The 21486-nt window shown below is 56.7% G+C and carries 19 protein-coding genes; all 19 read right to left on the reverse strand.

What is annotated here, in order from left to right; translation table 11 throughout:
- Nucleotides 1–27 precede the first annotated feature (27 nt).
- A complete protein-coding gene (cfaB, locus tag AOC04_RS20105) occupies nucleotides 28–1209 on the reverse strand; it encodes a C17 cyclopropane fatty acid synthase CfaB (protein WP_060696328.1) in 1182 nt (393 codons plus the stop codon).
- Between the two features lie 105 nt (nucleotides 1210–1314).
- Nucleotides 1315–3228, reverse strand: a complete 1914-nt coding sequence (locus tag AOC04_RS20110; RefSeq protein ID WP_060696329.1) for a cation-translocating P-type ATPase — start codon at nucleotides 3226–3228, stop codon at nucleotides 1315–1317.
- On the reverse strand, nucleotides 3225–4283 hold the full coding sequence (gene hflK / locus AOC04_RS20115) for a protease modulator HflK (RefSeq protein WP_060696330.1): 1059 nt from the start codon (nucleotides 4281–4283) through the stop codon (nucleotides 3225–3227). Before hflK (AOC04_RS20115) ends, AOC04_RS20110 begins: the two co-directional genes overlap by 4 nt.
- Nucleotides 4280–5308, reverse strand: a complete 1029-nt coding sequence (gene hflC, locus AOC04_RS20120; RefSeq protein WP_060696331.1) for a protease modulator HflC — start codon at nucleotides 5306–5308, stop codon at nucleotides 4280–4282. Before hflC ends, hflK (AOC04_RS20115) begins: the two co-directional genes overlap by 4 nt.
- An 11-nt stretch (nucleotides 5309–5319) precedes the next feature.
- A complete protein-coding gene (gene hflK, locus AOC04_RS20125; RefSeq protein WP_060696332.1) occupies nucleotides 5320–7257 on the reverse strand; it encodes a protease modulator HflK in 1938 nt (645 codons plus the stop codon).
- 104 nt (nucleotides 7258–7361) lie between these two features.
- Nucleotides 7362–8696, reverse strand: coding sequence for a serine hydrolase domain-containing protein (locus AOC04_RS20130; RefSeq protein ID WP_060696333.1), 1335 nt, complete (start codon nucleotides 8694–8696; stop codon nucleotides 7362–7364).
- A gap of 168 nt (nucleotides 8697–8864) precedes the next feature.
- Nucleotides 8865–9779, reverse strand: a complete 915-nt coding sequence (locus tag AOC04_RS20135) for a LysR substrate-binding domain-containing protein (RefSeq protein WP_060696334.1) — start codon at nucleotides 9777–9779, stop codon at nucleotides 8865–8867.
- A gap of 90 nt (nucleotides 9780–9869) precedes the next feature.
- Nucleotides 9870–11705, reverse strand: coding sequence for a glutamine--fructose-6-phosphate transaminase (isomerizing) (glmS, locus tag AOC04_RS20140; RefSeq protein WP_060696335.1), 1836 nt, complete (start codon nucleotides 11703–11705; stop codon nucleotides 9870–9872).
- A gap of 9 nt (nucleotides 11706–11714) precedes the next feature.
- Nucleotides 11715–12482 carry a DeoR/GlpR family DNA-binding transcription regulator gene (locus AOC04_RS20145; RefSeq protein WP_060696336.1) on the reverse strand — a complete coding sequence of 256 codons (768 nt, stop codon included), beginning with the start codon at nucleotides 12480–12482 and terminating at the stop codon, nucleotides 11715–11717.
- 266 nt (nucleotides 12483–12748) lie between these two features.
- Nucleotides 12749–14116 carry a bifunctional UDP-N-acetylglucosamine diphosphorylase/glucosamine-1-phosphate N-acetyltransferase GlmU gene (gene glmU, locus AOC04_RS20150; RefSeq protein ID WP_060696337.1) on the reverse strand — a complete coding sequence of 456 codons (1368 nt, stop codon included), beginning with the start codon at nucleotides 14114–14116 and terminating at the stop codon, nucleotides 12749–12751.
- Nucleotides 14117–14230: 114 nt separating this feature from the next.
- Nucleotides 14231–14650 (reverse strand): F0F1 ATP synthase subunit epsilon, encoded by a 420-nt coding sequence (locus AOC04_RS20155; RefSeq protein ID WP_060696338.1) that lies wholly within the window; start codon nucleotides 14648–14650, stop codon nucleotides 14231–14233.
- Between the two features lie 56 nt (nucleotides 14651–14706).
- A complete protein-coding gene (gene atpD / locus AOC04_RS20160; RefSeq protein ID WP_003438005.1) occupies nucleotides 14707–16086 on the reverse strand; it encodes a F0F1 ATP synthase subunit beta in 1380 nt (459 codons plus the stop codon).
- 27 nt (nucleotides 16087–16113) lie between these two features.
- Nucleotides 16114–16974: a F0F1 ATP synthase subunit gamma gene (gene atpG, locus AOC04_RS20165; RefSeq protein ID WP_003438003.1), complete on the reverse strand. Its 861-nt coding sequence runs from the start codon at nucleotides 16972–16974 to the stop codon at nucleotides 16114–16116.
- Nucleotides 16975–17024: 50 nt separating this feature from the next.
- Complete coding sequence (gene atpA, locus AOC04_RS20170; protein WP_003438001.1) at nucleotides 17025–18569, reverse strand: F0F1 ATP synthase subunit alpha; 1545 nt, start codon at nucleotides 18567–18569, stop codon at nucleotides 17025–17027.
- 21 nt (nucleotides 18570–18590) lie between these two features.
- Nucleotides 18591–19127, reverse strand: coding sequence for a F0F1 ATP synthase subunit delta (locus AOC04_RS20175; protein ID WP_060696339.1), 537 nt, complete (start codon nucleotides 19125–19127; stop codon nucleotides 18591–18593).
- Nucleotides 19128–19139: 12 nt separating this feature from the next.
- A complete protein-coding gene (locus AOC04_RS20180) occupies nucleotides 19140–19610 on the reverse strand; it encodes a F0F1 ATP synthase subunit B (protein WP_060696340.1) in 471 nt (156 codons plus the stop codon).
- A 57-nt stretch (nucleotides 19611–19667) separates the two neighbouring features.
- On the reverse strand, nucleotides 19668–19925 hold the full coding sequence (gene atpE / locus AOC04_RS20185) for a F0F1 ATP synthase subunit C (protein ID WP_002555987.1): 258 nt from the start codon (nucleotides 19923–19925) through the stop codon (nucleotides 19668–19670).
- A 120-nt stretch (nucleotides 19926–20045) separates the two neighbouring features.
- A complete protein-coding gene (atpB, locus tag AOC04_RS20190; protein ID WP_060696341.1) occupies nucleotides 20046–20915 on the reverse strand; it encodes a F0F1 ATP synthase subunit A in 870 nt (289 codons plus the stop codon).
- Between the two features lie 16 nt (nucleotides 20916–20931).
- Entirely contained in the window at nucleotides 20932–21339 is a 408-nt protein-coding gene (locus tag AOC04_RS20195; RefSeq protein ID WP_003437994.1) for a F0F1 ATP synthase subunit I, read from the reverse strand.
- Nucleotides 21340–21486: the final 147 nt, after the last annotated feature.

The raw sequence follows: 21486 nt of genomic DNA on the forward strand, positions 1-21486 counted from the left end.
ACGGCCTTTTCTAACTGCTGAAAAATCTTAGCTATAAATATCCGCACGAGTAGGTGGCAATTCAAGGGTGCCATCCGCATGGGGTTTAGTCGCCAGTATCTGGTCGATATTGATCCAGCCGTGGGCGAACGCGTAGGCACAGCCCGCTAGATAAAGGCGCCAAATGCGCAGGATTTGTTCAGGAACCATCTTTGCTGCGACGTCGAGATTGTCTTCCAGGCGCTGACTCCAATGCCCAAGCGTGCGCGCGTAATGCAGACGCAAACTTTCAACATCGACCACTTCCAGCCCGGCCTCACTAATCTCGGCAGTCATCATCGACAGATGCGGCAACTCACCGTTGGGAAATACATAGCGCTCGATAAAGTCTCCGGCGCCACGCCCAACAGGACGTCCATCCGTGTGTTTGGCGGTAATACCATGGTTCATCACCAGGCCACCTTCACGCACAGCGTTGGACAATATTTCGCAGTACTCTCGCAGGTTTGCATGCCCCACGTGTTCAAACATCCCCACACTGACGATTTTGTCGAACCGGCCATCCTGTGGCAGATCCCGATAATCCAGCAGCTGCAGGTCAACTTTGTCTTGCAGGCCTTCGGCGTTGACGCGTTCTCGCGCCAGCTTCAATTGCTCTTTGCTCAAGGTAATGCCAAAGACCTTGACCCCGAACTCGCGCGCTGCAAATCGCGCCAGGCCGCCCCAACCGCAACCTACATCAAGTAAGTACTCGCCGGGCTTTAGCCGCAACTTGCGGCACAGAAGCCGGAACTTGGCTTGCTGCGCTTCATCCAGGCTCTCTTCACCGGTTTCGAAATAGCCACAGGAATAGGCCATGTCGCGGTCAAGCCACAGCTGGTAGAAGTCGTTCGACAGATCGTAATGGTAGGAAATGGATGCAGCATCAGTGGCTTTATCGTGATGAATGCGAGATGGCGCAGTGTCTTCTTCCTCGACAAGTGCCTGACTCAATTCATCACATACGCGTATGACTTCGGTAATGGACCCCTCCAGTTCGAGGCGTCCTTCAACAAATGCGCTACCGAGTAGGTCAAGGCTGGGGTGGGTGAACTCAGCAACCAATGCTGGATCCTTGACCACAATCGTAACGCTGGGGGTTGGTCCAAAACTAAACTCGTGACCGTCCCAAAGCCTCAGGCGTAATGGAAGCTGCAGTTTCTGTAAGGCCGGTGGAAGTTGCGCGAGCATCTGTAGTCCTCCTTCATTTCAGACGTAAGATCATAGGGTAGTCCATCCTTGGAATCTGGCTGCCCCATGGCTTTAAAGGTAGATGCCAGAGCCCGGGCGTGCCCATTAATTGTGAGTGTCCGGCCCTATCAATGGTTCATGGAATCTCAACAAACGACCTGCATTACCCAGCACCAACAACGTACTGAGGTTATGCAACAGCGCTGCAATCATCGCCCCGGCCGCGCCCAGCCAGCCAAACGCAGCGGCGGCAACGATGGCCAGGGTCCAGCCCAGACCGATAACCACATTGACCTGCAAGGTATGACGGCATTCGCGGCTCAACCGCACGCATGTGCCCAAGCGCCGCAAATCGCTGCTAATCAGCACGATGTCAGATGAGGCCAGCGCGATGTCAGCACCGCCAGCACCCATTGCTACACCCACCACCCCCGCCTTGAGCGCCAATGAATCGTTGATACCGTCGCCCACCACCATCGGCCGAAAGCCTCTGTCGATTTCGCTCAACACCCGGGTCAGTTTGTCTTCAGGCAACGCCTGAGCCTGGACTTCACTGATGCCCACCGCGTGCGCCAGATGTTCAGCCACACTCTGACGGTCACCGGTCAGCAACACCTGTCGCCCAAGCCCCAACTCGCGCAATTCGCTCAAGGCTTGCCGGGCCTCTGGCTTGACGCTGTCTGCGAGTAACAACCACCCCAGGAACCGTCCGTCCAGCGACAAGCCGGCAATCGGCCCGTCGTGCTCGGGTATCGGGGTCGTGGGGATATCCAATTGGGTGAATAACTCGGGACGCCCCAACGCTGCCTCGCCCTGCTCCGTCTGGGCGACAACGCCCAACCCCTGACGCTCACGAACGTCCGTCAGGGCAAGCATCTGCTCGTGACCCACCAGCCCGGCCAGGGCACGGCTCACCGGATGACTGCTGGCCGCTCCCAGACTGGCGGCCAGTTGCAGGAGAGGCTGGTGCTCTGTGGATTCAGATTCAACGGCTTGCAAGCGCAAGGTGCCATACGTCAGGGTTCCGGTTTTATCCACAACCAGCGACGTGAGATCGGCCAGCTCTTCCAGAAATGCCGAGCTGCGGATCAGGATGCCGTGACGCGCCGCCACCGCAATCCCGGCAATTGCCGTTGCCGGTGCCGACAACACCAAAGCGCAGGGGCAGGCCGCGACCAACACGGCGAGCATCGCTTGCGCATCGTTGGTGATAAACCAGGTGACCGCGGCGATCATCAACACCAGCACCATGTAGCTGCCCGCATAGCGTTCCAGCAACTGGGTGATGGGCGGTTTGGCGCGTTCGGCGTTTTGCATCAGGGCAATCACTTTACCCAGCGTCGACTCATCGCCAGTGCGCGTGACCTCAACCCGCAGCAAACCATCCAGGTTGATCGCGCCACCAAAAATCGGCATGCCGACACTCACCTCCAGCGGGACTGATTCACCGGTAATCGAGGCCGTGTCGAGGCTGGCTTGACCTGACAGGACTACCCCATCGGCGGGTACCCGATCGCCGGCCCGAACTTCAACTTGATCGCCGCGGTTGAGTGTGGCGTTGTCGACTTCCAGCAAACTGCCGTCCGCCTGAAACAGACGCGCCTGGCTGCGGGTCAGTTGGCCCAATGCATGAATCGCTTCTTGCGAGCCGATCACGCTGCGTTCTTCGAGCACATGGCCAAAAATCATGATGATCGGCAACAGCGCCGCGGTCAGCAAATCGCCGGTGGCCCATGCACCGAGCATCGCCAGTGCAATCAGCTGATCGGTGATCCCGTGCAGACTCGGATAGCGCAGGCTGTACCACGCCGAGCGCATGACCGGCACCGCGACCAGCAGCGATGCAAACCCCAGCAGCAACTGGCTGGTGCCCACTTGCAGTGGCATGAACCAGCGCCAGACCAGGCCCAGGCCCAACAAACCCAGCGCCAGCATGGCCAGGGTGAGCTGGCGGGCGGCGCTGCGTTGTTCCGCGCTGGTCAGCATACCGACGGCGGGCTGTGTGGCAGAGGTACTCATTGTCCGGCTCCCTGAATAATCAGACGGGCATCATCTTTCGGGTCAACGCTGGTGACAGAACCCGCCTGCCCCAGAATTTTCGGCAAGCGTTCGCGATACAGGCGTAACAGCAAACCCGGATCACTCCCGGCCTGTTGCACCTTGGCCAGACTGGCAATAGCCGACGTGTCGGCCTGCGCCTTGGCCAAACGCTCACTGGCTTGAGCCTGGGCTTGCTCGACAGTGCGGTCGGCTTGTTGGGTCGCGGCCTGGGTGAGTTTCGCAGCATCGTTGTGTGCATTGGCCACGGCCTTTTCAGCTTGTTGGCTGGCCGTCAGGACTGCGTTAAATGCATTCACCGCGGGGCCCGGCAAACTGGATTGCACATCAACGCGCACCACTTCCAGCCCCAGCCCCTGCCCGGTTGCACTCAATGCCGCGAGCTGTTGATTGATGCCCTGGACCAGATCACCACGCAAACGCTCGCGTCTTTCTGCGGCCTGGCTGTCACTGCCGATCAGCTCGGGACGCGCTACCAGAATGGTGTCCAGATCTCGCGCCGCCGTAAGGGCGACCGCGCTGCGCGTCACCAATCGATCCAGCGCCGGCAAAACGTGTTCGCCCTGCAGCACGAACGCATAGGGTTGCGTGACGTTGTAAAACACCCGCACATCCAGTTGCACAACACCTGCGTCACCGGTCAATAAATAGCCGGAACCGGCCAGTGCATCATTAATCGGCGTGGCAAACGAGGCCACGCGATCGGCCTGCAGCGCCACATCCGAGCGCAGCAGATTTTCAATGCGGCGCTCGCTCACCCGATCAGCCGCAGGCACGATGACTACCTGCTCGAAAGGCCTTGGCCACGCCAGCAGTAACCCGGCATTTTGAATCCGGTCCAGCGCGCCCATGCGTAAGACCACCGCGCGGTTTTGCGGATCAATCTGGCGGATGTTGGAGGTACCCCACGCTATCGCCGCAAAAATGGTCACTGCGTACAGCCCTAAAAAAGCCAGGCGCCCGGCCTGCTGCCACGGGCTACTGACTCCTTTGATCTCATCAGGCATCTGGCTCATGGCGTGGATCCAGCCTTGGCATCCAGGGTTGGCGGGCCATCCACCAGCACCCGGAAGGGAGCGGCGTCGGTACGTAATATTATTTTCGTGCCCGGATTAACCATGGTTCCCAGGGTATCGAGCGAGCGCAGCAGGTTGTAGAGCTGCGGCGAGCTGGCGTAAGCCTGGCCATAAATCTGTGCAGCTTCGACCCGCGACTGCGCCTCGATGTCTGCAGCTTTGACGCTGGCATCCGCTTGCAGAATGCGTGCATCACGCTCGGCGGCGGAACGAATTTGCGCCGCTTCGCGTTTACCGACCGCAGTGCGTTCAGTGGCAATGGTTTCGCGTTCAGCGCGCATCCGGTCAACTGTGGCGGTAAGCGTGACCGAAGGCAGCGTCAGTCGCTCAACGCCCACCTGGAGCACACGAACCCCGTAGGTACTGAGCAATTGCTGTTCAATTTGCTGGCGCAACTGAGCTTCAAAATCAGCGATTTTGACGTTGCCGGCATCGGTATTTACCAGGCTTGAGAGATCAAAACTGGCGGCTGTGGTTTCCAGCGCCGAGCCTACAAACGTGCGGATTTGCCGCGCAGCTTCGTCCGGCTGATTCTGCACCGCACGCATAAAGCGCTGCACGTTCTCGGTGTCGGGTTGCACCTGCCAGGCCACATAGGCTTGCACAATAATGCGCAGGCCATCGCGGGTGCCGACGTCTTGCAAGCCGCTGGAGGTAGTGCGCAGACGCAAATCCACCGGCACGCTGATTTCAAACGGCGCCGGCCAGCGCCAGCCGAGCCCGGGTTCCAGCAGCACTCGCGCCGGGTTACCAAAGCGGGTAATAACGGTCGCCTCGCCGGAACGCACTTGCACCAGGCTCGCCGCAGCAATGGCAAACAGCACCAACAAGGTCGCCCAACCCATGCGCCGCCATGGGAACGGACCCGGCTCATGGGCGTCGCCATGATGGTGATGGCCGTGGTGTGAGCAGCCGTGATGATGGCCGCTGTGATCGTGTTGCTCGGGGGTATGTGACTGACTCAAAAGAGGGCTCCTTACTGAACAGCTTTACGCGGCGCGACGGGATCGGCCGGCAGCGTGAAAGAACGCAGATCGAGGGTCGGCGCGCTGCTGCCCCCAAGGCGATGGTCGAGGATCAGCAACTTGGCGTTGTTCATGCCCATGCTCAGCTGGCTCAAATACTGCTCAAGGACAAATGCATGTCCGGCACGGGCGTAGGCTTTTTGTTCTGCGCCAAAGCGCAGGTCGGCAGTCTGCGCGGCTCCGTTCACTTCCCGGGCGGTGGCATGGGCCTGATCCAGAGCTGCGCTGGCGAGCATTTGCGCCACGTTGCTTTGCTCGCTGGCCGCCCCGCGCTCGCGGGCAATCAGAGCCTGCGCGCTGATCTGCGCTGCCTGCACGGCGTGATAGGCGTTAGCGGCACCGGCCGGGGGGTGAATGGCTTCAACCACGGTGGCAAGAATTTCCACCCCGCTGTCCAGGCTATCCAGGTCCTTTTGCACGGCGTGTCCGATGTCATCGGCCAGCCCTGTACGTTGCTCGCCGAGCACGCCATCCAGGGTGCGCGAGGCAAAGTCATGCACCAGAATTCGACTGGCAGTACTGCGTATCAAGGTCGGCACATCGTTGCTGTGATAGGTCGCAGCAATCGCTGCCTGATCGCTCAAGCCGATGCGATAGACAAAGCGCACATCCATGTTGACGATCTGAAAGCCCTGCTTATCGCCGCTGTCGCTGGCGATGACCTGAGACTTGTCATTGATATGGGTGGCGTCCCACAAGCGGTTGGCCGTGATTGGCGGCGAACCGTCTGCGGGGGTCAGCACAGGCTCGGCACCCGATTCGGTACCGGTGGCCAGTTCATGCACCACCCCGTTTTCCACCGCCAGCACCCGGCCCAGCGGCCAGGGCAGACCGGCATGCAGGCCCGGCCCCAGTACTTCAACCGGCTTACCGAAACGTTCATAGATGCCGCGCCCCTGCAGGGGGATTTCATTAACGCCGCTGAGCACCCAGCCGACGGCAACCACCACAGCCAGCACCGGAAAGAATGCTTTGCGCATGTAGGTAAACGCCCAGATCTGGCGCAGATCGATGCCAAACCGGTTGTGCAATTCATGCTGCAAGGCCAGCAATGGCTGTGGCGGCCAGCGCAGCATGCCCGCAATGAAGCTTTGCGCAATCATGCGTGGTTCAAGCTTGTCGCGTCGTGGGCTGAACAATGCTGCAATTGCCCGCAACATCAGTTCAATCGACACCGCCGCAGGCAGCAGACCGATCAACGCCGCGAGTCGGGCCGGCCACAGGGCATCTGCACTGCTGAACACCAGACACAACGCACTGAGTAACAAAGTGATGATCGGCACACGCACCAGCGGCGCCAAAGACTGGGCTTCGGGCCATTGCGCGGCTTGTTGCTGTGCCAGGTAGCGTTCCAGCACCAACAGTGCAAATGCCAACAGCACCGCACAGCCCGCCGCGATGCTGCCCCAAGTCCCCAACGCAACACCCGGCAAGGCCAGGTTCCAGGTGTGTTGCACGCTCCACCATGCCAACCCGCCAACGCCTGCCAGCCACAGCGCGGGCGCGCCGATGCTGACTATCAAGCGATACGACTCGGTGCTCAGGCGCCGGCAAAAGCGCTCATACGCACTCAACTGTTCGTCGGGTTGAGCCTCAATTGCCACGGGTGGCGATGGGTTTAGCGCTGCATTGCGCCAACTGGCGACCCAGTACGCGGACTGCGCACCTGCCGCCAGTACCAGCAACGCTGCCGCATTGTTATTGAGCAATACCGGCCATATAGACTCGGAAGAGAACAGGCTGATAAAGAAGGCCAAGGCCCACGCCATCAGCGCTAAAGCCGCCAGTGCGACCCCTGATTGGAAAAGCTGGCGGGCCTGAGCACGAGCGCTTTGAAAACGCGACAAAGACTCAAGGCCGCCCTCCTCGGCATCTAAATCGACACGCATGGAAGCTCCATTATTTGAAATATCTAGTTACGATATAACAAAATAAGTGAAACTTCTGTCGGTGGAACGCGATCTTCATCTTTCTATAAAGACCGCGCGTACCTTCACTGCGGGTGTGCGATCAACTGCCTGGCCAGCGCCTCAAACGCGGGGATGGTGACCGGATCGTTCGCCGCATTGCTGGCAACCGGGTTGGAGGCATAGCGCACGATCACCATCTCGGCTTTGGGATCGATATAAATCCGCTGGCCGTAAACGCCACGCGCCATAAAGGCGCCGTCCTGGTTGTGCGTAACCCACCACATGTTGCGATAACTGCCGCCCTTGAGCAGGTCATAACCGCCCTTGGCAAAGGCGGCCTTGTCGCCACCAGCACGGATATCATCGACAACGGCTTTAGGCACAATCTGCTGGCCCAGGTACTGGCCATCATTGCGGATCATCTCGCCAAATCGCGCCAGATCACGCAGGCCGGTGTTCAACCCGCCACCCGCGAAAGGGGTCCCGATGGAGTCAACGGTGAAGTAGGCATCCTGTTCAGCACCTATACGCTGCCAGATTCTTTCAGACAGCAGTTGCGCAACATTACGCCCAGTAACCCGGGCAATCACCCAACCCAACACATCGGTATTCACGGTTTTATAAGCAAAGGCTTCGCCGTGTTCACCCAGTGGTTTGACGGTCAGCAAATACTCCATGTAAGTGCGCGGACCGGTGTAGTCCTTGGGTTTTGGCAACGGGCTGCCCGCTGCCGAGTGTTGCCAGACTTCGGCATTCGGGTCGGCATAGTCTTCGCTGTATTTGAGCCCGGTGGTCATGTCCAGCACCTGGCGCAAAGTGGCGTTGCCAAAGGCAGATGAGGCCAGTTCGGGGACATAGTCGGCGACTTTTTTATTGGCATCCAGAGTGCCCTCGGCCACCAGCATGGCGCCCATGGTCCCGACGACGGACTTGGTGACCGACATTGCACCGTGCTGGCCTTGCGGGTCGAGCACCCCGAAGTAACGCTCATAGACCACTTGCCCACGATGCAGTACCACGATGCCATCGGTGTAATTGGCGGCCAGGGATTGTTCCCAGGTCATCGACTGCTTGCTGCCCAGAGGTACAAAGGTCAGCTGGTCGATATCGCTTCGTAACGCACGCGCCAGCGGCACGGGCGCACCCAGTCCACGGGATACGTTGGTGGTAGGCATCAATTGGCGGAAGTTGGAAACACTCCAGCGCATGGCCGGAAACTTGAAATAACTGCCGTCGGCAAAACGCACAATGCGATCGGGCGGTGGGGGTGCGCCGACCATCCAGCCCATGGTCTTGGGGTCGCTGGCGGCAGCATCGGGGTAGGTCGTTTTATCGGCTGCACAGGCAACGGAAGCTGCCAGGCACGAGAGTAAAAAAACCGCACCGGTGCGGGCAGGTTTCAGAAGATGTTTAAACATACATACGCCTCAGTAAAGGAACGAGACTCGGGCCAACAACAAAATTGAATGTTCCTTTTCAATTCCTGGCCACGCATCACCTTGCGTCATACCGGCTACTTTTCATAGTTTGAATCTACTGCCATCGCTGGCCAACCAGCACCGCTGATCCCGTGCGCCGCGGGCGATTTATATTTTTATTTTCCCGATCAGCGCTTCCAGTTGATGAAAGTCGCTACGAATAGTTCTTTCTTTGCACCAGATCATATCCAGGGTGAACGTCGGAAAACCTGCAGGCGGTGTCAGGACTTTTATCTGTGACGGTATATGCAACGTCGGCAATATTTTTTTCGGAATCGCGATCAGTGACGGGACCGACAATAGAATGTGGGCCCCGGCGTGATAAGAAGTGGCACGGGTAAATATTTTTCTGCTGCGTGACTGCTTATGCAGCCAGTCATCCACCATGTTTTTTTCCGACAACCAAGGGGTTGGGAATACCTGCGGCGTTTCGCAAAATTCATCAATGTTCAGCGTCGTCTTCGGCTGGTGTTTTTGTACACTCGACAGACACACAAAAGAATCTTCACAGATGCTTCGATAGTCCAGAAGCGGATGTCGCCGGTGATACCCCGCACCGAATCCAAAACAAACATCAGTGTCGCCTGCCAGAACATCACTGATCGGTAAATCCTTACCCAACCGGCTCACGCTAAAGGACCAGTTAAGGCCGCACGAACGCACTAACTGCAAGAGCGCTGGCAGCATCAATATCTCGAAATACTCAGGGGCGGTGATGTTCCACTGACGGGTGGCGGTTGTCTGCGAAACGCCCTCCTTTGCGCACTGGTTGATGCACTGCACAATATTCTGCAGGTAAGGCTGCATGGCCAATACCCGTGCTGTGGGTTGCATAGAGCCTTCGCTGCTTTCAAACAACTTATCGTCAAAACAGCTGCGCAGTTTTTTCAGGCTGTAACTGATGCTCGACTGACTGACGTTGAGGATTTGCGAAACACGCTTGGCGCTACGGTTTTCAATCAACAACAAAACAATTGAAATATCCTGCATATCCAATTGTTTCAGTGCGTTGGTAAAAAGCATGTCGACTCCCTGACAGCGTTAACCACGGGCCAAAAACAACTCGACCCGCAATGCGGGTCGAGTGGGTGCTACGTATTGTCGCAGTGAAATTTATTCCACGGTGACCGATTTAGCCAGGTTACGCGGTTGATCCACGTCGGTGCCTTTGAGCACGGCGACATAGTAAGACAGCAATTGCAGCGGAATGGTGTAGAGGATCGGCGCCAGCACATCATGGATATGCGGCATGTTGATCACATGGGTACCTTCGCCGTTGCTCATGCCAGCTTGCTCATCCGCGAACACAATCAGTTCACCGCCACGGGCGCGAACTTCTTGCAGGTTGGACTTCAGTTTTTCCAGCAGTTCGTTGTTGGGCGCAACAGTGACCACTGGCATGTCGTTATCCACAAGCGCCAGGGGGCCGTGTTTCAACTCGCCAGCTGGATAAGCTTCAGCGTGGATGTACGAAATTTCTTTCAGCTTGAGTGCACCTTCCATCGCTACCGGGAACTGAGCGCCACGGCCAAGGAACAGGGTGTGATGCTTGTCGGCGAACAGTTCTGCGACTTTTTCAATGGTCGCGTCCATCGCCAGCGCTTCACCCAAACGCGCAGGCAAGCGGCGCAGTTCTTCAACCAATTGCGCTTCGACACCGGCTTCGAGGGTCCCGCGCACCTGGCCCAAGGACAAGGTCAGCAACAACAAACCAACCAGCTGGGTGGTGAAGGCTTTGGTCGATGCCACGCCAATTTCGCGGCCAGCCTGGGTCAGCAGGGTCAGGTCAGATTCACGTACCAGCGAGCTGATGCCTACGTTACAAATTGCCAGGCTGCCGAGGAAACCCAGTTCTTTGGCATTACGCAGCGCCGCCAGGGTGTCAGCGGTTTCGCCCGATTGCGAGATCGAAACAAACAGGGTGTCCGGCTGGACCACCACTTTGCGATAACGGAACTCGCTGGCCACTTCTACCTGGCATGGAATGCCGGCCAGACTTTCGAGCCAGTAACGGGCAACCATCCCCGCGTGATAGCTGGTACCGCAGGCAACGATCTGAACATTGCGCACTTTGGCGAACAGTTCAGCGGCCTGTGGACCGAATGCCTGAACCAGTACGTGGTCCTGACCCAGACGGTTTTCCAGGGTGCGTTGCACCACCGCTGGTTGCTCGTGAATTTCCTTGAGCATGTAGTGACGGTATTCACCTTTGTCCGCCGCTTCAGCACCATCACGGTACTGTACGGTTTCACGCTGCACGCTTTTACCGTTCACGTCCCAGATATGCACGCTGTCACGACGGATTTCGGCGATATCACCTTCTTCCAAGTACATGAAACGGTCAGTTACCTGACGCAAAGCCAACTGATCGGAAGCCAGGAAGTTCTCGCCCAGGCCCAAACCAATCACCAATGGGCTACCACTGCGTGCGGCAACCAGGCGATCCGGCTGTTTGGCACTGATAACGGCCAGACCGTAGGCACCGTGCAGCTCTTTAACCGTAGCTTTCAAGGCTTCGGTCAGGTCGCTTTGTTCTTTGAGTTTGTGATTGAGCAGGTGGACGATCACTTCGGTGTCGGTGTCTGAGGTGAAGACGTAACCCAAACCTTTAAGTTGTTCGCGCAAGGCCTCGTGGTTTTCGATGATGCCGTTGTGGACAACGGCAAGGTCGGAACCCGAAAAATGCGGGTGAGCGTTACGCTCGCTGGGTGCACCATGGGTGGCCCAACGGGTGTGGGCAATGCCCAGACGCCCTGCCAAGGGCTCACCGGCCAGGGCTTGTTCAAGCTCGGCCACTTTGCCGTTGCGACGCATGCGTTCCAGCGTGCCGTTGTTGGTAAAGACTGCAACACCGGCGCTGTCGTAGCCCCGGTATTCAAGACGTTTCAGGCCTTCAAGCAGAATGGCCGTGATATTGCGTTCAGCGACTGCGCCAACGATTCCACACATAAAATTCTCCTAGCTTAGGGCGGCGCATAACAGGGTTATGCCCCGGGCCTGAATCTGTTCGCGTGCCTCCATGGGCAAGCGATCATCTGTAATAAGGGTATGGACGCTGCTCCAAGGCAGCTCCAGGTTGGGTATCTTGCGGCCAATCTTGTCGGACTCGACCATCACAATCACTTCACGCGCGACCTCAGCCATGACCCGGCTCAAGCCCAACAACTCGTTAAAGGTTGTGGTTCCACGCAACAGGTCGATTCCATCAGCGCCAATAAACAATTGATCGAAATCGTATGAACGCAGCACCTGCTCAGCCACCTGGCCCTGAAAGGACTCGGAGTGAGGGTCCCAGGTACCACCGGTCATCAGCAACACAGGTTCATGTTCGAGTTCGCTCAGGGCTCTGGCGACGTGCAACGAGTTGGTCATTACTACCAGGCCAGGTTGCTGACCCAATTGTGGAATCATCGACGCCGTGGTGGTACCGCTGTCGATGATGATGCGTGCGTGTTCCCGAATCAGGCCAACTGCCGCACGGGCAATGGCTTGCTTATAAAGCGAAACAGGCTGGGCGGGATCACTCACCAACTCTTGCGGCATGGTGATGGCACCACCGTAACGACGCAGCAACAGACCGTTACTTTCGAGTGCAGCCAGATCCTTGCGAATCGTCACTTCGGAAGTTTCGAAGCGCTTGGCTAGCTCATCCACACTGACCTCACCTTGCTGCGTGAGCAAAGCCAGGATGTTGTGTCTGCGTTGAGGCGTATTGCGTTTCGACATGACGGCCTAAGTTTCGTTTCGAAAGATAACGAAAGCAATGAGACCCGATCCCGTAATCATCGTCAACAATTTTTTGCAGCTTGTGGGCAGTGAATAACTCACTGCGCTGGCGCAGGCCGGAGCGATTGACTGACATGGACGCCGATAAAAAAAGCCTTATCCACAGGCAGTGGATAAGGCTTTTGCTAACTTGCTGATTTTAAACAGTTATACGACAACTAGTTTTACCCACAAAACACCTGTTTTGGCTTGTGGATAACTTTAAATCAAGGCTTTGGCAGCTTTGCCGGACGCTTCCACCCATCGATATTGCGCTGGCGGGCCCGGCCAACAGCCAGTTGTTCAGCCGCGACGTTCTGATTAATGGTCGATCCGGCTGCCGTGGTTGCACCGTTCAAGATATCCACAGGTGCAACCAGCGAGTTGTTCGAACCAATAAATACGTCGGCTCCCAACACGGTCTTCCATTTGTTGGCGCCATCGTAATTGCAGGTGATGGTGCCCGCGCCAATGTTGGTGCGTGGGCCGACTTCGGCATCACCCAGGTAAGTCAGGTGACCGCACTTGGCATCTTCGCCGAGGTGGGCGTTTTTCAATTCTACAAAGTTACCCACATGGGCGCGGGCATCGAGCACGCTCCCCGGGCGCAAACGGGCAAAAGGACCGGCATCGCTACCCTCACCCATCACGGCACCGTCGATATGGCTGTTGGCCTTGACCACGACCCCTTTGCGCAGGGTGCTGTCTTTGATCACACAGTTGGGACCAATCACCACGTCATCTTCAATAACAACGCGACCTTCAAGAATCACGTTGATATCAATCATGACATCGCGCCCGACCGTGACTTCGCCACGCACATCAAAGCGCGCCGGATCACGCAGGGTCACACCCAACCCCATCAGGCGACGGGCTTCGCGTAGCTGGTAATGACGCTCAAGCTCCGCAAGTTGTTTACGGTCGTTGGCGCCCTGCACTTCCATCGGATCGTGGGCGTGTTCGGTGGCCACCACCAAACCATCAGTAACTGCCATCGCGATTACATCGGTCAGGTAGTACTCGCCCTGTGCATTGTTATTCGACAGCCGGCTCATCCAGTCAGCCAGACACGCGGTTGGCAATGCCAGGATGCCAGTGTTGCCTTCAGTGATAGCACGTTCAGCCTCGGTGGCGTCCTTGTGCTCGACGATGGCGCAGACCTTGCCTTCGGCGTCACGCACGATGCGGCCATAGCCGGTCGGGTCAGCCAGGTTAACGGTCAGCAGACCCAGTTGCTGCGAGCCAACCTGCGTAAGCAAACGTTCCAGGGTCGGGACTTCGATCAACGGTACATCACCGTACAGAATCAGCACGTTCTGCGCGGTCAGAAATGGCAGCGCCTGGGCTACGGCATGTCCTGTGCCCAGTTGCTTGTCCTGCAATACGAAGTTCAGATCATCAGCCGCCAGACGTTCGCGGACCAGTTCGGCACCGTGCCCGATAACAACGTGGATGCCTGTCGGCTTCAGTTGCCGGGCACTGTGGATAACATGCCCGAGCATTGAGTTGCCGGCTACGGGGTGAAGAACCTTGGGCAGGGCCGAACGCATGCGGGTGCCCTGACCCGCAGCGAGAATAACGATATCGAGAGACATGACTGGCTACCAATCCTGGGTGGTCAGCGGTTGCGACCAAAAGTAATTCGCGGAAAAAGAAAAAGGGTAGCCGAGGCTACCCTTTTTAATCAATCACACAATGAAGCAGGAGGCTTAGCCGCCGAACTTTTTGCGGATTTGCTGGACGGTGCGCAGCTGAGCTGCGGCCTCGGCCAGACGTGCAGCAGCAGATCCGTAATCGAAATCTGCGCCCTTCTCGTTCAGTGCCTTCTCGGCTGCCTTGACGGCTGCCTGAGCGGAGGCTTCATCCAGGTCGGCAGCACGTTGCACGGTGTCGGCAAGAACCTTGACCATGTTCGGCTGAACCTCGAGGTAACCACCAGAGATGTAAAACACCTCGGCTTCTCCACCCAGTTTGATCAGGCGGATCGGACCTGGCTTGAGTTCAGTGATCAGCGGAGCGTGACCCAGAGCGATACCAAGATCACCCAGGCTGCCGTGCGCAATCACCATCTCGACCTGACCGGAAAAGATTTCTCCTTCCGCACTGACGATATCGCAATGGACTGTCATCATATTAGCCATCTGATTGCCTCAACCTGATTAGCGCCCGTTACCGGGCGCCGGAATTACAGTTTCTTGGCTTTCTCGATCGCTTCTTCGATGCCGCCGACCATGTAGAACGCTTGTTCTGGCAGGTGGTCGTAGTCACCGTTGAGGATGCCTTTGAAGCCAGCAATGGTGTCTTTCAGGGAAACGTATTTACCCGAAGCGCCAGTGAAGACTTCTGCCACGAAGAACGGCTGAGACAAGAAACGCTGGATCTTACGAGCGCGGGATACCAACTGCTTGTCGACTTCCGACAGCTCGTCCATACCCAGGATCGCAATGATGTCCTTCAGTTCTTTGTAACGCTGCAACACGTACTGAACGCCGCGAGCGGTGTCGTAGTGTTCCTGGCCGATTACCATCGGGTCCAGCTGGCGCGAAGTCGAGTCGAGTGGATCGACCGCCGGGTAGATACCCAGGGATGCGATGTCACGGGACAGTACGACGGTGGCGTCCAAGTGGGCGAAGGTGGTCGCAGGCGACGGGTCAGTCAAGTCATCCGCAGGTACGTATACCGCCTGGATCGAAGTGATCGAACCGTTCTTGGTCGAAGTGATGCGCTCTTGCAGAGTACCCATCTCTTCAGCCAGAGTCGGCTGGTAACCTACTGCGGAAGGCATACGGCCCAGCAGTGCGGATACTTCAGTACCGGCCAAGGTGTAACGGTAGATGTTGTCAACGAACAACAGTACGTCGTTACCTTCGTCACGGAACTTCTCGGCCATGGTCAGGCCGGTCAGTGCTACGCGCAGACGGTTACCCGGCGGCTCGTTCATCTGACCGTAAACCAGTGCCACTTTGTCCAGAACGTTGGAGTCCTTCATCTCGTGGTAGAAGTCGTTACCCTCACGGGTACGTTCGCCCACACCAGCAAACACAGAGTAACCGCTGTGTTCCATGGCAATGTTACGGATCAGTTCCATCATGTTTACGGTTTTGCCTACACCGGCACCACCGAACAGACCAACCTTACCGCCTTTTGCAAACGGGCAGATCAGGTCGATAACCTTGATGCCGGTTTCCAGAAGGTCGTTGCCGCCGGCTTGATCAGCGAAGGACGGTGCAGGACGGTGAATGCCCCAGCGCTCTTCGGTATCAATCGGACCAGCTTCGTCGATCGGGTTGCCCAGAACGTCCATGATCCGGCCCAGAGTCGCTTTACCGACCGGTACGGAGATGGCTGCGCCAGTGTCGGTGACTTCCAGACCGCGCTTCAAGCCCTCGGTGGAACCCATCGCAATGGTACGAACCACGCCGTCGCCCAGCTGCTGCTGAACTTCCAGAGTGGTTCCGGCCGCGCTTTGTACTTTCAGCGCGTTGTAGATGCTCGGTACGTTTTCGCGTGGAAATTCCACGTCGATCACGGCGCCGATGATTTGAACGATACGTCCGCTACTCATAGCTGGATCCTCTGAATATTTGAACCGTTAAACCGCGGCAGCGCCGCCGACGATTTCCGAGATCTCTTGGGTGATCGCAGCCTGACGCGCCTTGTTGTAGATCAGCTGCAAATCGCTGATCAAATCACCGGCGTTATCAGTGGCGTTCTTCATCGCGATCATCCGCGCAGCTTGTTCAGCTGCACTGTTCTCGACCACCGCCTGGTACACCTGCGACTCCACGTAACGAACCATCAAGCCGTCTAGCAGCTCTTTGGCGTCCGGTTCGTAGAGATAGTCCCAGTGGTGCTTGAGTTCTTGATCCGGGGTCGCCACCAGTGGAATCAATTGCTCCACAGTCGGCTGTTGCGTCATGGTATTGATGAACTTGTTGGACACCACGGACAGGCGATCAATACGGCCTTCCAGGTAAGCATCCAGCATCACCTTAACGCTGCCGATCAAGTCATTGATCGACGGTTCTTCACCCAGATGGCTGATTGCAGCGACGACATTACCGCCGAAGTTACGGAAAAAAGCCGCACCTTTGCTGCCGACCACGCACAGATCAATCTCGACGCCGTTTTCACGGTTTACCGCCATGTCCTTGACCAAAGCCTTGAACAGGTTGGTATTCAAACCACCGCACAAACCACGGTCACTGCTCACAACCACATAACCTACACGCTTAACTTCGCGGTCGATCATGAAAGGGTGGCGGTATTCCGGGTTGGCGTTGGCCAAATGCCCAATAACCTGGCGGATGCGCTCCGCATAAGGACGGCTAGCAGCCATGCGCATTTGTGCCTTGCGCATTTTGCTGACCGCCACTTTTTCCATGGCGCTGGTAATCTTTTGCGTGCTTTTGATGCTCGCAATCTTACTGCGAATCTCTTTTGCGCCTGCCATGTAACACCTATCAGGTTAGCAAGCGGGAGCCTTGCGGCTCCCGCTGCGGCTTACCAGGTTTGGGTGGCCTTGAACTTCTCGATACCGGCTTTGATGCCAGAATCGATTTCGTCATTGAAGTCACCTTTAACGTTGATCTTCGCCATAAGCTCGGCGTGATCGCGGTTGAAGTAAGCAATCAGCGCTTGTTCAAAGCTACCGATCTTGGTGATTTCGACGTCAGTCAGGAACCCACGCTCAGCGGCATACAGCGACAGCGCCATGTCAGCGATCGACATAGGTGCGTATTGCTTCTGCTTCATCAGCTCGGTAACGCGCTGACCATGCTCAAGTTGCTTACGGGTCGCTTCGTCCAGGTCAGATGCGAACTGGGCGAATGCCGCCAGTTCACGGTACTGAGCCAGAGCGGTACGGATACCACCGGACAGCTTCTTGATGATCTTGGTCTGAGCGGCACCACCCACACGGGATACCGAAACACCGGCGTTCACTGCAGGACGGATCCCGGAGTTGAACATGGCCGATTCCAGGAAGATCTGACCGTCAGTGATGGAAATCACGTTGGTCGGAACGAACGCGGAAACGTCGCCAGCCTGAGTTTCGATGATCGGCAGTGCGGTCAGGGAACCGGTTTTGCCGGTCACTGCGCCGTTGGTGAACTTCTCTACGTACTCTTCGGATACGCGGGATGCGCGCTCCAGAAGACGGGAGTGGAGATAGAACACGTCGCCCGGGTAAGCTTCACGGCCTGGTGGACGGCGCAGCAGCAGGGAAATCTGGCGGTAAGCCACTGCTTGCTTGGACAGATCGTCATAAACGATCAGTGCGTCTTCACCGCGGTCGCGGAAGTATTCGCCCATGGTGCAACCGGAGTACGGTGCCAGGAACTGCAGCGCTGCGGATTCGGAAGCACTGGCAGCAACGACGATGGTGTTAGCCAACGCGCCGTTTTCTTCCAGCTTGCGAACCACGTTGGCGATAGTCGATTGTTTCTGACCGATCGCAACGTATACACAGAAAATGCCGCTGTTCTTCTGGTTGATGATCGCGTCGATCGCCAGAGCGGTTTTACCGATCTGACGGTCACCGATGATCAGCTCACGCTGGCCACGGCCGACAGGGATCATGGCATCGACAGCCTTGTAGCCAGTCTGTACAGGCTGGTCTACCGACTTACGCCAGATCACGCCTGGAGCAACTTTCTCGACTGCATCAGTCTCGGTGTTGTTCAGCGGACCTTTGCCATCAACTGGGTTACCCAGTGCGTCGACAACGCGACCCAGCAGTTCCTTACCAACCGGAACTTCCAGGATACGGCCAGTGCACTTGGCGCTCATGCCTTCAGCCAGAGTCGTGTATGCGCCCAATACAACAGCACCTACAGAGTCTTGCTCCAGGTTGAGGGCCATGCCGAAGACGCTGCCCGGAAACTCGATCATCTCGCCATACATTACGTCGGCCAGACCGTGAATCCGCACAATACCGTCAGATACGCTGACGATGGTGCCTTCGTTACGGGCTTGGGAGGTCACATCGAGTTTTTCGATGCGGCCCTTGATAATTTCACTTATTTCGGAAGGATTGAGTTGCTGCATTGCTCTGCTGCCCCTTCAAACTCAAGATTTCAATGCTTCGGCAAGGCTTGCGAGTTTTCCGCGAACCGAGCCATCGATAACCAGGTCGCCGGCGCGGATGATGACACCACCTATAAGGCTGGCATCCTCCGCAACTTGCAGGCGCACTTCCCGGTTGAGTCGTGCACTGAGAACCTTGGCGAGTTTGTCTTGCTGTTCTTGGTCCAATGTAAAAGCACTGGTCACTTCAACGTCTACCGACTTCTCTTGTTCGGCCTTGTACAGGTCAAACAGAGCGGCAATCTCCGGCAATAGCGGGAGACGGTCGTTTTCGGCAACGACGTGGATGAAGTTCTGCATTTTCACATCGAACTTGTCGCCGCACACGTCAATAAACGTGGCGGCCTTTTCTGCGCTCGTCAGTCGCGGGGCCTTGAGCACGCGCTGCATAGTGTCGTCTTGCGACACTGCTGCAGCCAGGCCGAGCATGGCTGACCAAGAGGCCAGTTGCTGGTGGGCCTGGGCGTGCTCGAAGGCTGCCTTAGCGTAAGGTCGGGCCAACGTGGTCAATTCTGCCATGATCGCCCTCGCTTAAATTTCAGCAGCCAGTTTATTAACCAGCTCCGCGTGCGCGTTTTGATCGATTGTGGCACCCAGGATCTTTTCAGCGCCTTCAACGGCCAGGCTACCCAATTGGGCACGCAGCGCGTCTTTGACACTGTTGATTTCCTGTTCGATCTCGGCCTGAGCCTGAGCCTTCACACGGTCAGCTTCAACGCGAGCCTGTTCACGGGCTTCGTCTACGATCTGAGTACCGCGTTTCTTGGCTTGCTCAATGATTTCAGCTGCTTGAGCCTTAGCTTCGCGCAGTTGTTGACCCGCTTTATCTTGGGCCAACTCCAGGTCGCGAGCTGCTCGGTTAGCAGCGTCCAGTCCAGCCGCAATCTTCTTCTGACGTTCTTGCAATGCCGCGATGACCGGAGGCCACACGAACTTCATGCAAAACAGTACAAAAATGAAGAACGCAACGGACTGGCCAATCAGGGTTGCATTAATGTTCACGCCAACACCTCGCTCGTTCGTTGTCCATCACTCTAATCAACTCGAAAATTCGAGTGATTAGCCAGCGAGTTGACCAACGAAGGGGTTCGCGAAGGTGAAGAACAGTGCAATACCAACACCGATCATGGTTACGGCGTCGAGCAGACCGGCAACGATGAACATTTTAACTTGCAGCATTGGAACCATTTCTGGCTGACGCGCTGCGCCTTCCAGGAACTTGCCGCCCAACAGGCCGAAACCAATTGCGGTACCCAGTGCGCCCAGGCCGATCAACAGTGCAACAGCGATAGCGGTTAGACCAACTACAGTTTCCATCTTTCCTCCCGACTTTTACGTCGTATGGTTTAGGTTTTTTAGATTAAAGCGGTAAAACAAAATCATTTTGCGACGCCCACATGCCGGAACAGGAGGGCGCCAGACTCGTCGAGACGGGTCTTAGTGGTTATCTTCGTGTGCCATCGACAAGTAAACGATGGTCAACATCATGAAGATGAACGCTTGCAAGGTGATGATCAGGATGTGGAATACAGCCCACGCCCATTGCAGCACCACGCCCAGACCGCTAAGCCAAAGCAGGCCGCTGCCGAACATTACGGCGATCAGGATAAATACCAGTTCGCCAGCATACATATTGCCGAACAGACGCAGTGCCAGCGAGATTGGCTTGGCAATCAGCGTCACGAATTCGAGCAGGAAGTTCACCGGAATCAGCAGCGCTTGAATAAAGATATTCTTGCTGCCAAAAGGGTGCAGGGTCAGCTCACCGACGAAGCCGCCGATGCCCTTGATTTTGATGCTGTAGAAGATGATCAGCGCGAATACCGACAGGGCCATGCCCATGGTTGCGTTCGGATCAGTCGTCGGTACGGCACGGAACGGGAAGTGCTCATCGCCCGTGATCAAAATCGCCAACTGAGGAATCCAGTCAACCGGGATCAGGTCGATGGCGTTCATCAGGAACACCCAGACGAAAATTGTCAGTGCCAGTGGAGCGATAACTGCACTACGACCGTGGAAACTGTCTTTCACGCTGCCATCAACGAACTCCACCAGTACTTCCACGAAGTTCTGCAGAGCGCCTGGCTGACCGGAAGTTGCCTTCTTGGCCGCCATGCGGAATACGAGGATGAAGATCAGACCGACAAACAGCGACCAGCCGAGAGTATCGACATGGAACGCCCAAAAGCCCATTGATTTAGCTTCTGCAACGGTGTGAGCAAAGCCCCAGCCACCATCAGGTAGCTGCCCGAAGGTCAGGTTCTGTAAGTGGTGCTGGATATAGCCCGAAGCGGTTGTTTCTGCCATGGTTGCCTCAAACGCCCTAAGGTCTCGAAAGTGTTGTTCTCATTAGCAGGGGAGCGAACCAGCTGACCAGTTGGGTCAGCACGAAGACACCGAAAACAGCTAACGGCGCCAATGGCTTCACACCTGCAAACGTCAGCGCGAACAGCACTGCCGTCAAAATTAATTTGCCTGCCTCACCGGCGTAAAACGACCGGACGATGGCTTGCGCTGCTCGAGCGCCGGAAAACCGGAAAGCTCTGTGAGCAAAATACACATTGGGTAGCAAAGCAATCAGGCCTCCGCAGAGTCCTGAATATCCGGCTACGACTCCATGCCATTGCCAGAGCCCCAGAGCAGCCAGCAATAAAACGACAAATTGAGCCAGTAAAACTGGAAATACCGCCAAGCGATGGAACGGCAAGCGGTTTGGCGTGCGGGTTTCCATCACAACTGCTCCTCAAAGGTCGGCTGCCAAAAGAAAAAACTTGGCATAATTTGTGCCGACAAAATGCGCGCAGAGTATAGGGGCGCTTAAGCCCCTATTCAACTGTCAGGTAGTGATTTCCGACTGCGCGCTACATAAGGAAATGTT

This window comes from Pseudomonas versuta (genome assembly GCF_001294575.1).
In the GTDB taxonomy this organism is placed as follows: domain Bacteria; phylum Pseudomonadota; class Gammaproteobacteria; order Pseudomonadales; family Pseudomonadaceae; genus Aquipseudomonas; species Aquipseudomonas versuta.

Coding starts and splice junctions, on each gene's coding strand:
- AOC04_RS20135 (WP_060696334.1), bottom strand. CDS start 9,779: ATGCTTTTTACCAACGCACTGAAACAATTGGATATGCAGGATATTTCA.
- AOC04_RS20130 (WP_060696333.1), bottom strand. CDS start 8,696: ATGTTTAAACATCTTCTGAAACCTGCCCGCACCGGTGCGGTTTTTTTA.
- atpG (WP_003438003.1), bottom strand. CDS start 16,974: ATGGCAGGCGCAAAAGAGATTCGCAGTAAGATTGCGAGCATCAAAAGC.
- atpE (WP_002555987.1), bottom strand. CDS start 19,925: ATGGAAACTGTAGTTGGTCTAACCGCTATCGCTGTTGCACTGTTGATC.
- AOC04_RS20195 (WP_003437994.1), bottom strand. CDS start 21,339: ATGGAAACCCGCACGCCAAACCGCTTGCCGTTCCATCGCTTGGCGGTA.
- cfaB (WP_060696328.1), bottom strand. CDS start 1,209: ATGCTCGCGCAACTTCCACCGGCCTTACAGAAACTGCAGCTTCCATTA.
- AOC04_RS20110 (WP_060696329.1), bottom strand. CDS start 3,228: ATGAGTACCTCTGCCACACAGCCCGCCGTCGGTATGCTGACCAGCGCG.
- hflK (WP_060696330.1), bottom strand. CDS start 4,283: ATGAGCCAGATGCCTGATGAGATCAAAGGAGTCAGTAGCCCGTGGCAG.
- hflK (WP_060696332.1), bottom strand. CDS start 7,257: ATGCGTGTCGATTTAGATGCCGAGGAGGGCGGCCTTGAGTCTTTGTCG.
- glmS (WP_060696335.1), bottom strand. CDS start 11,705: ATGTGTGGAATCGTTGGCGCAGTCGCTGAACGCAATATCACGGCCATT.
- atpA (WP_003438001.1), bottom strand. CDS start 18,569: ATGCAGCAACTCAATCCTTCCGAAATAAGTGAAATTATCAAGGGCCGC.
- glmU (WP_060696337.1), bottom strand. CDS start 14,116: ATGTCTCTCGATATCGTTATTCTCGCTGCGGGTCAGGGCACCCGCATG.
- AOC04_RS20145 (WP_060696336.1), bottom strand. CDS start 12,482: ATGTCGAAACGCAATACGCCTCAACGCAGACACAACATCCTGGCTTTG.
- AOC04_RS20155 (WP_060696338.1), bottom strand. CDS start 14,650: ATGACAGTCCATTGCGATATCGTCAGTGCGGAAGGAGAAATCTTTTCC.
- atpB (WP_060696341.1), bottom strand. CDS start 20,915: ATGGCAGAAACAACCGCTTCGGGCTATATCCAGCACCACTTACAGAAC.
- AOC04_RS20175 (WP_060696339.1), bottom strand. CDS start 19,127: ATGGCAGAATTGACCACGTTGGCCCGACCTTACGCTAAGGCAGCCTTC.
- atpD (WP_003438005.1), bottom strand. CDS start 16,086: ATGAGTAGCGGACGTATCGTTCAAATCATCGGCGCCGTGATCGACGTG.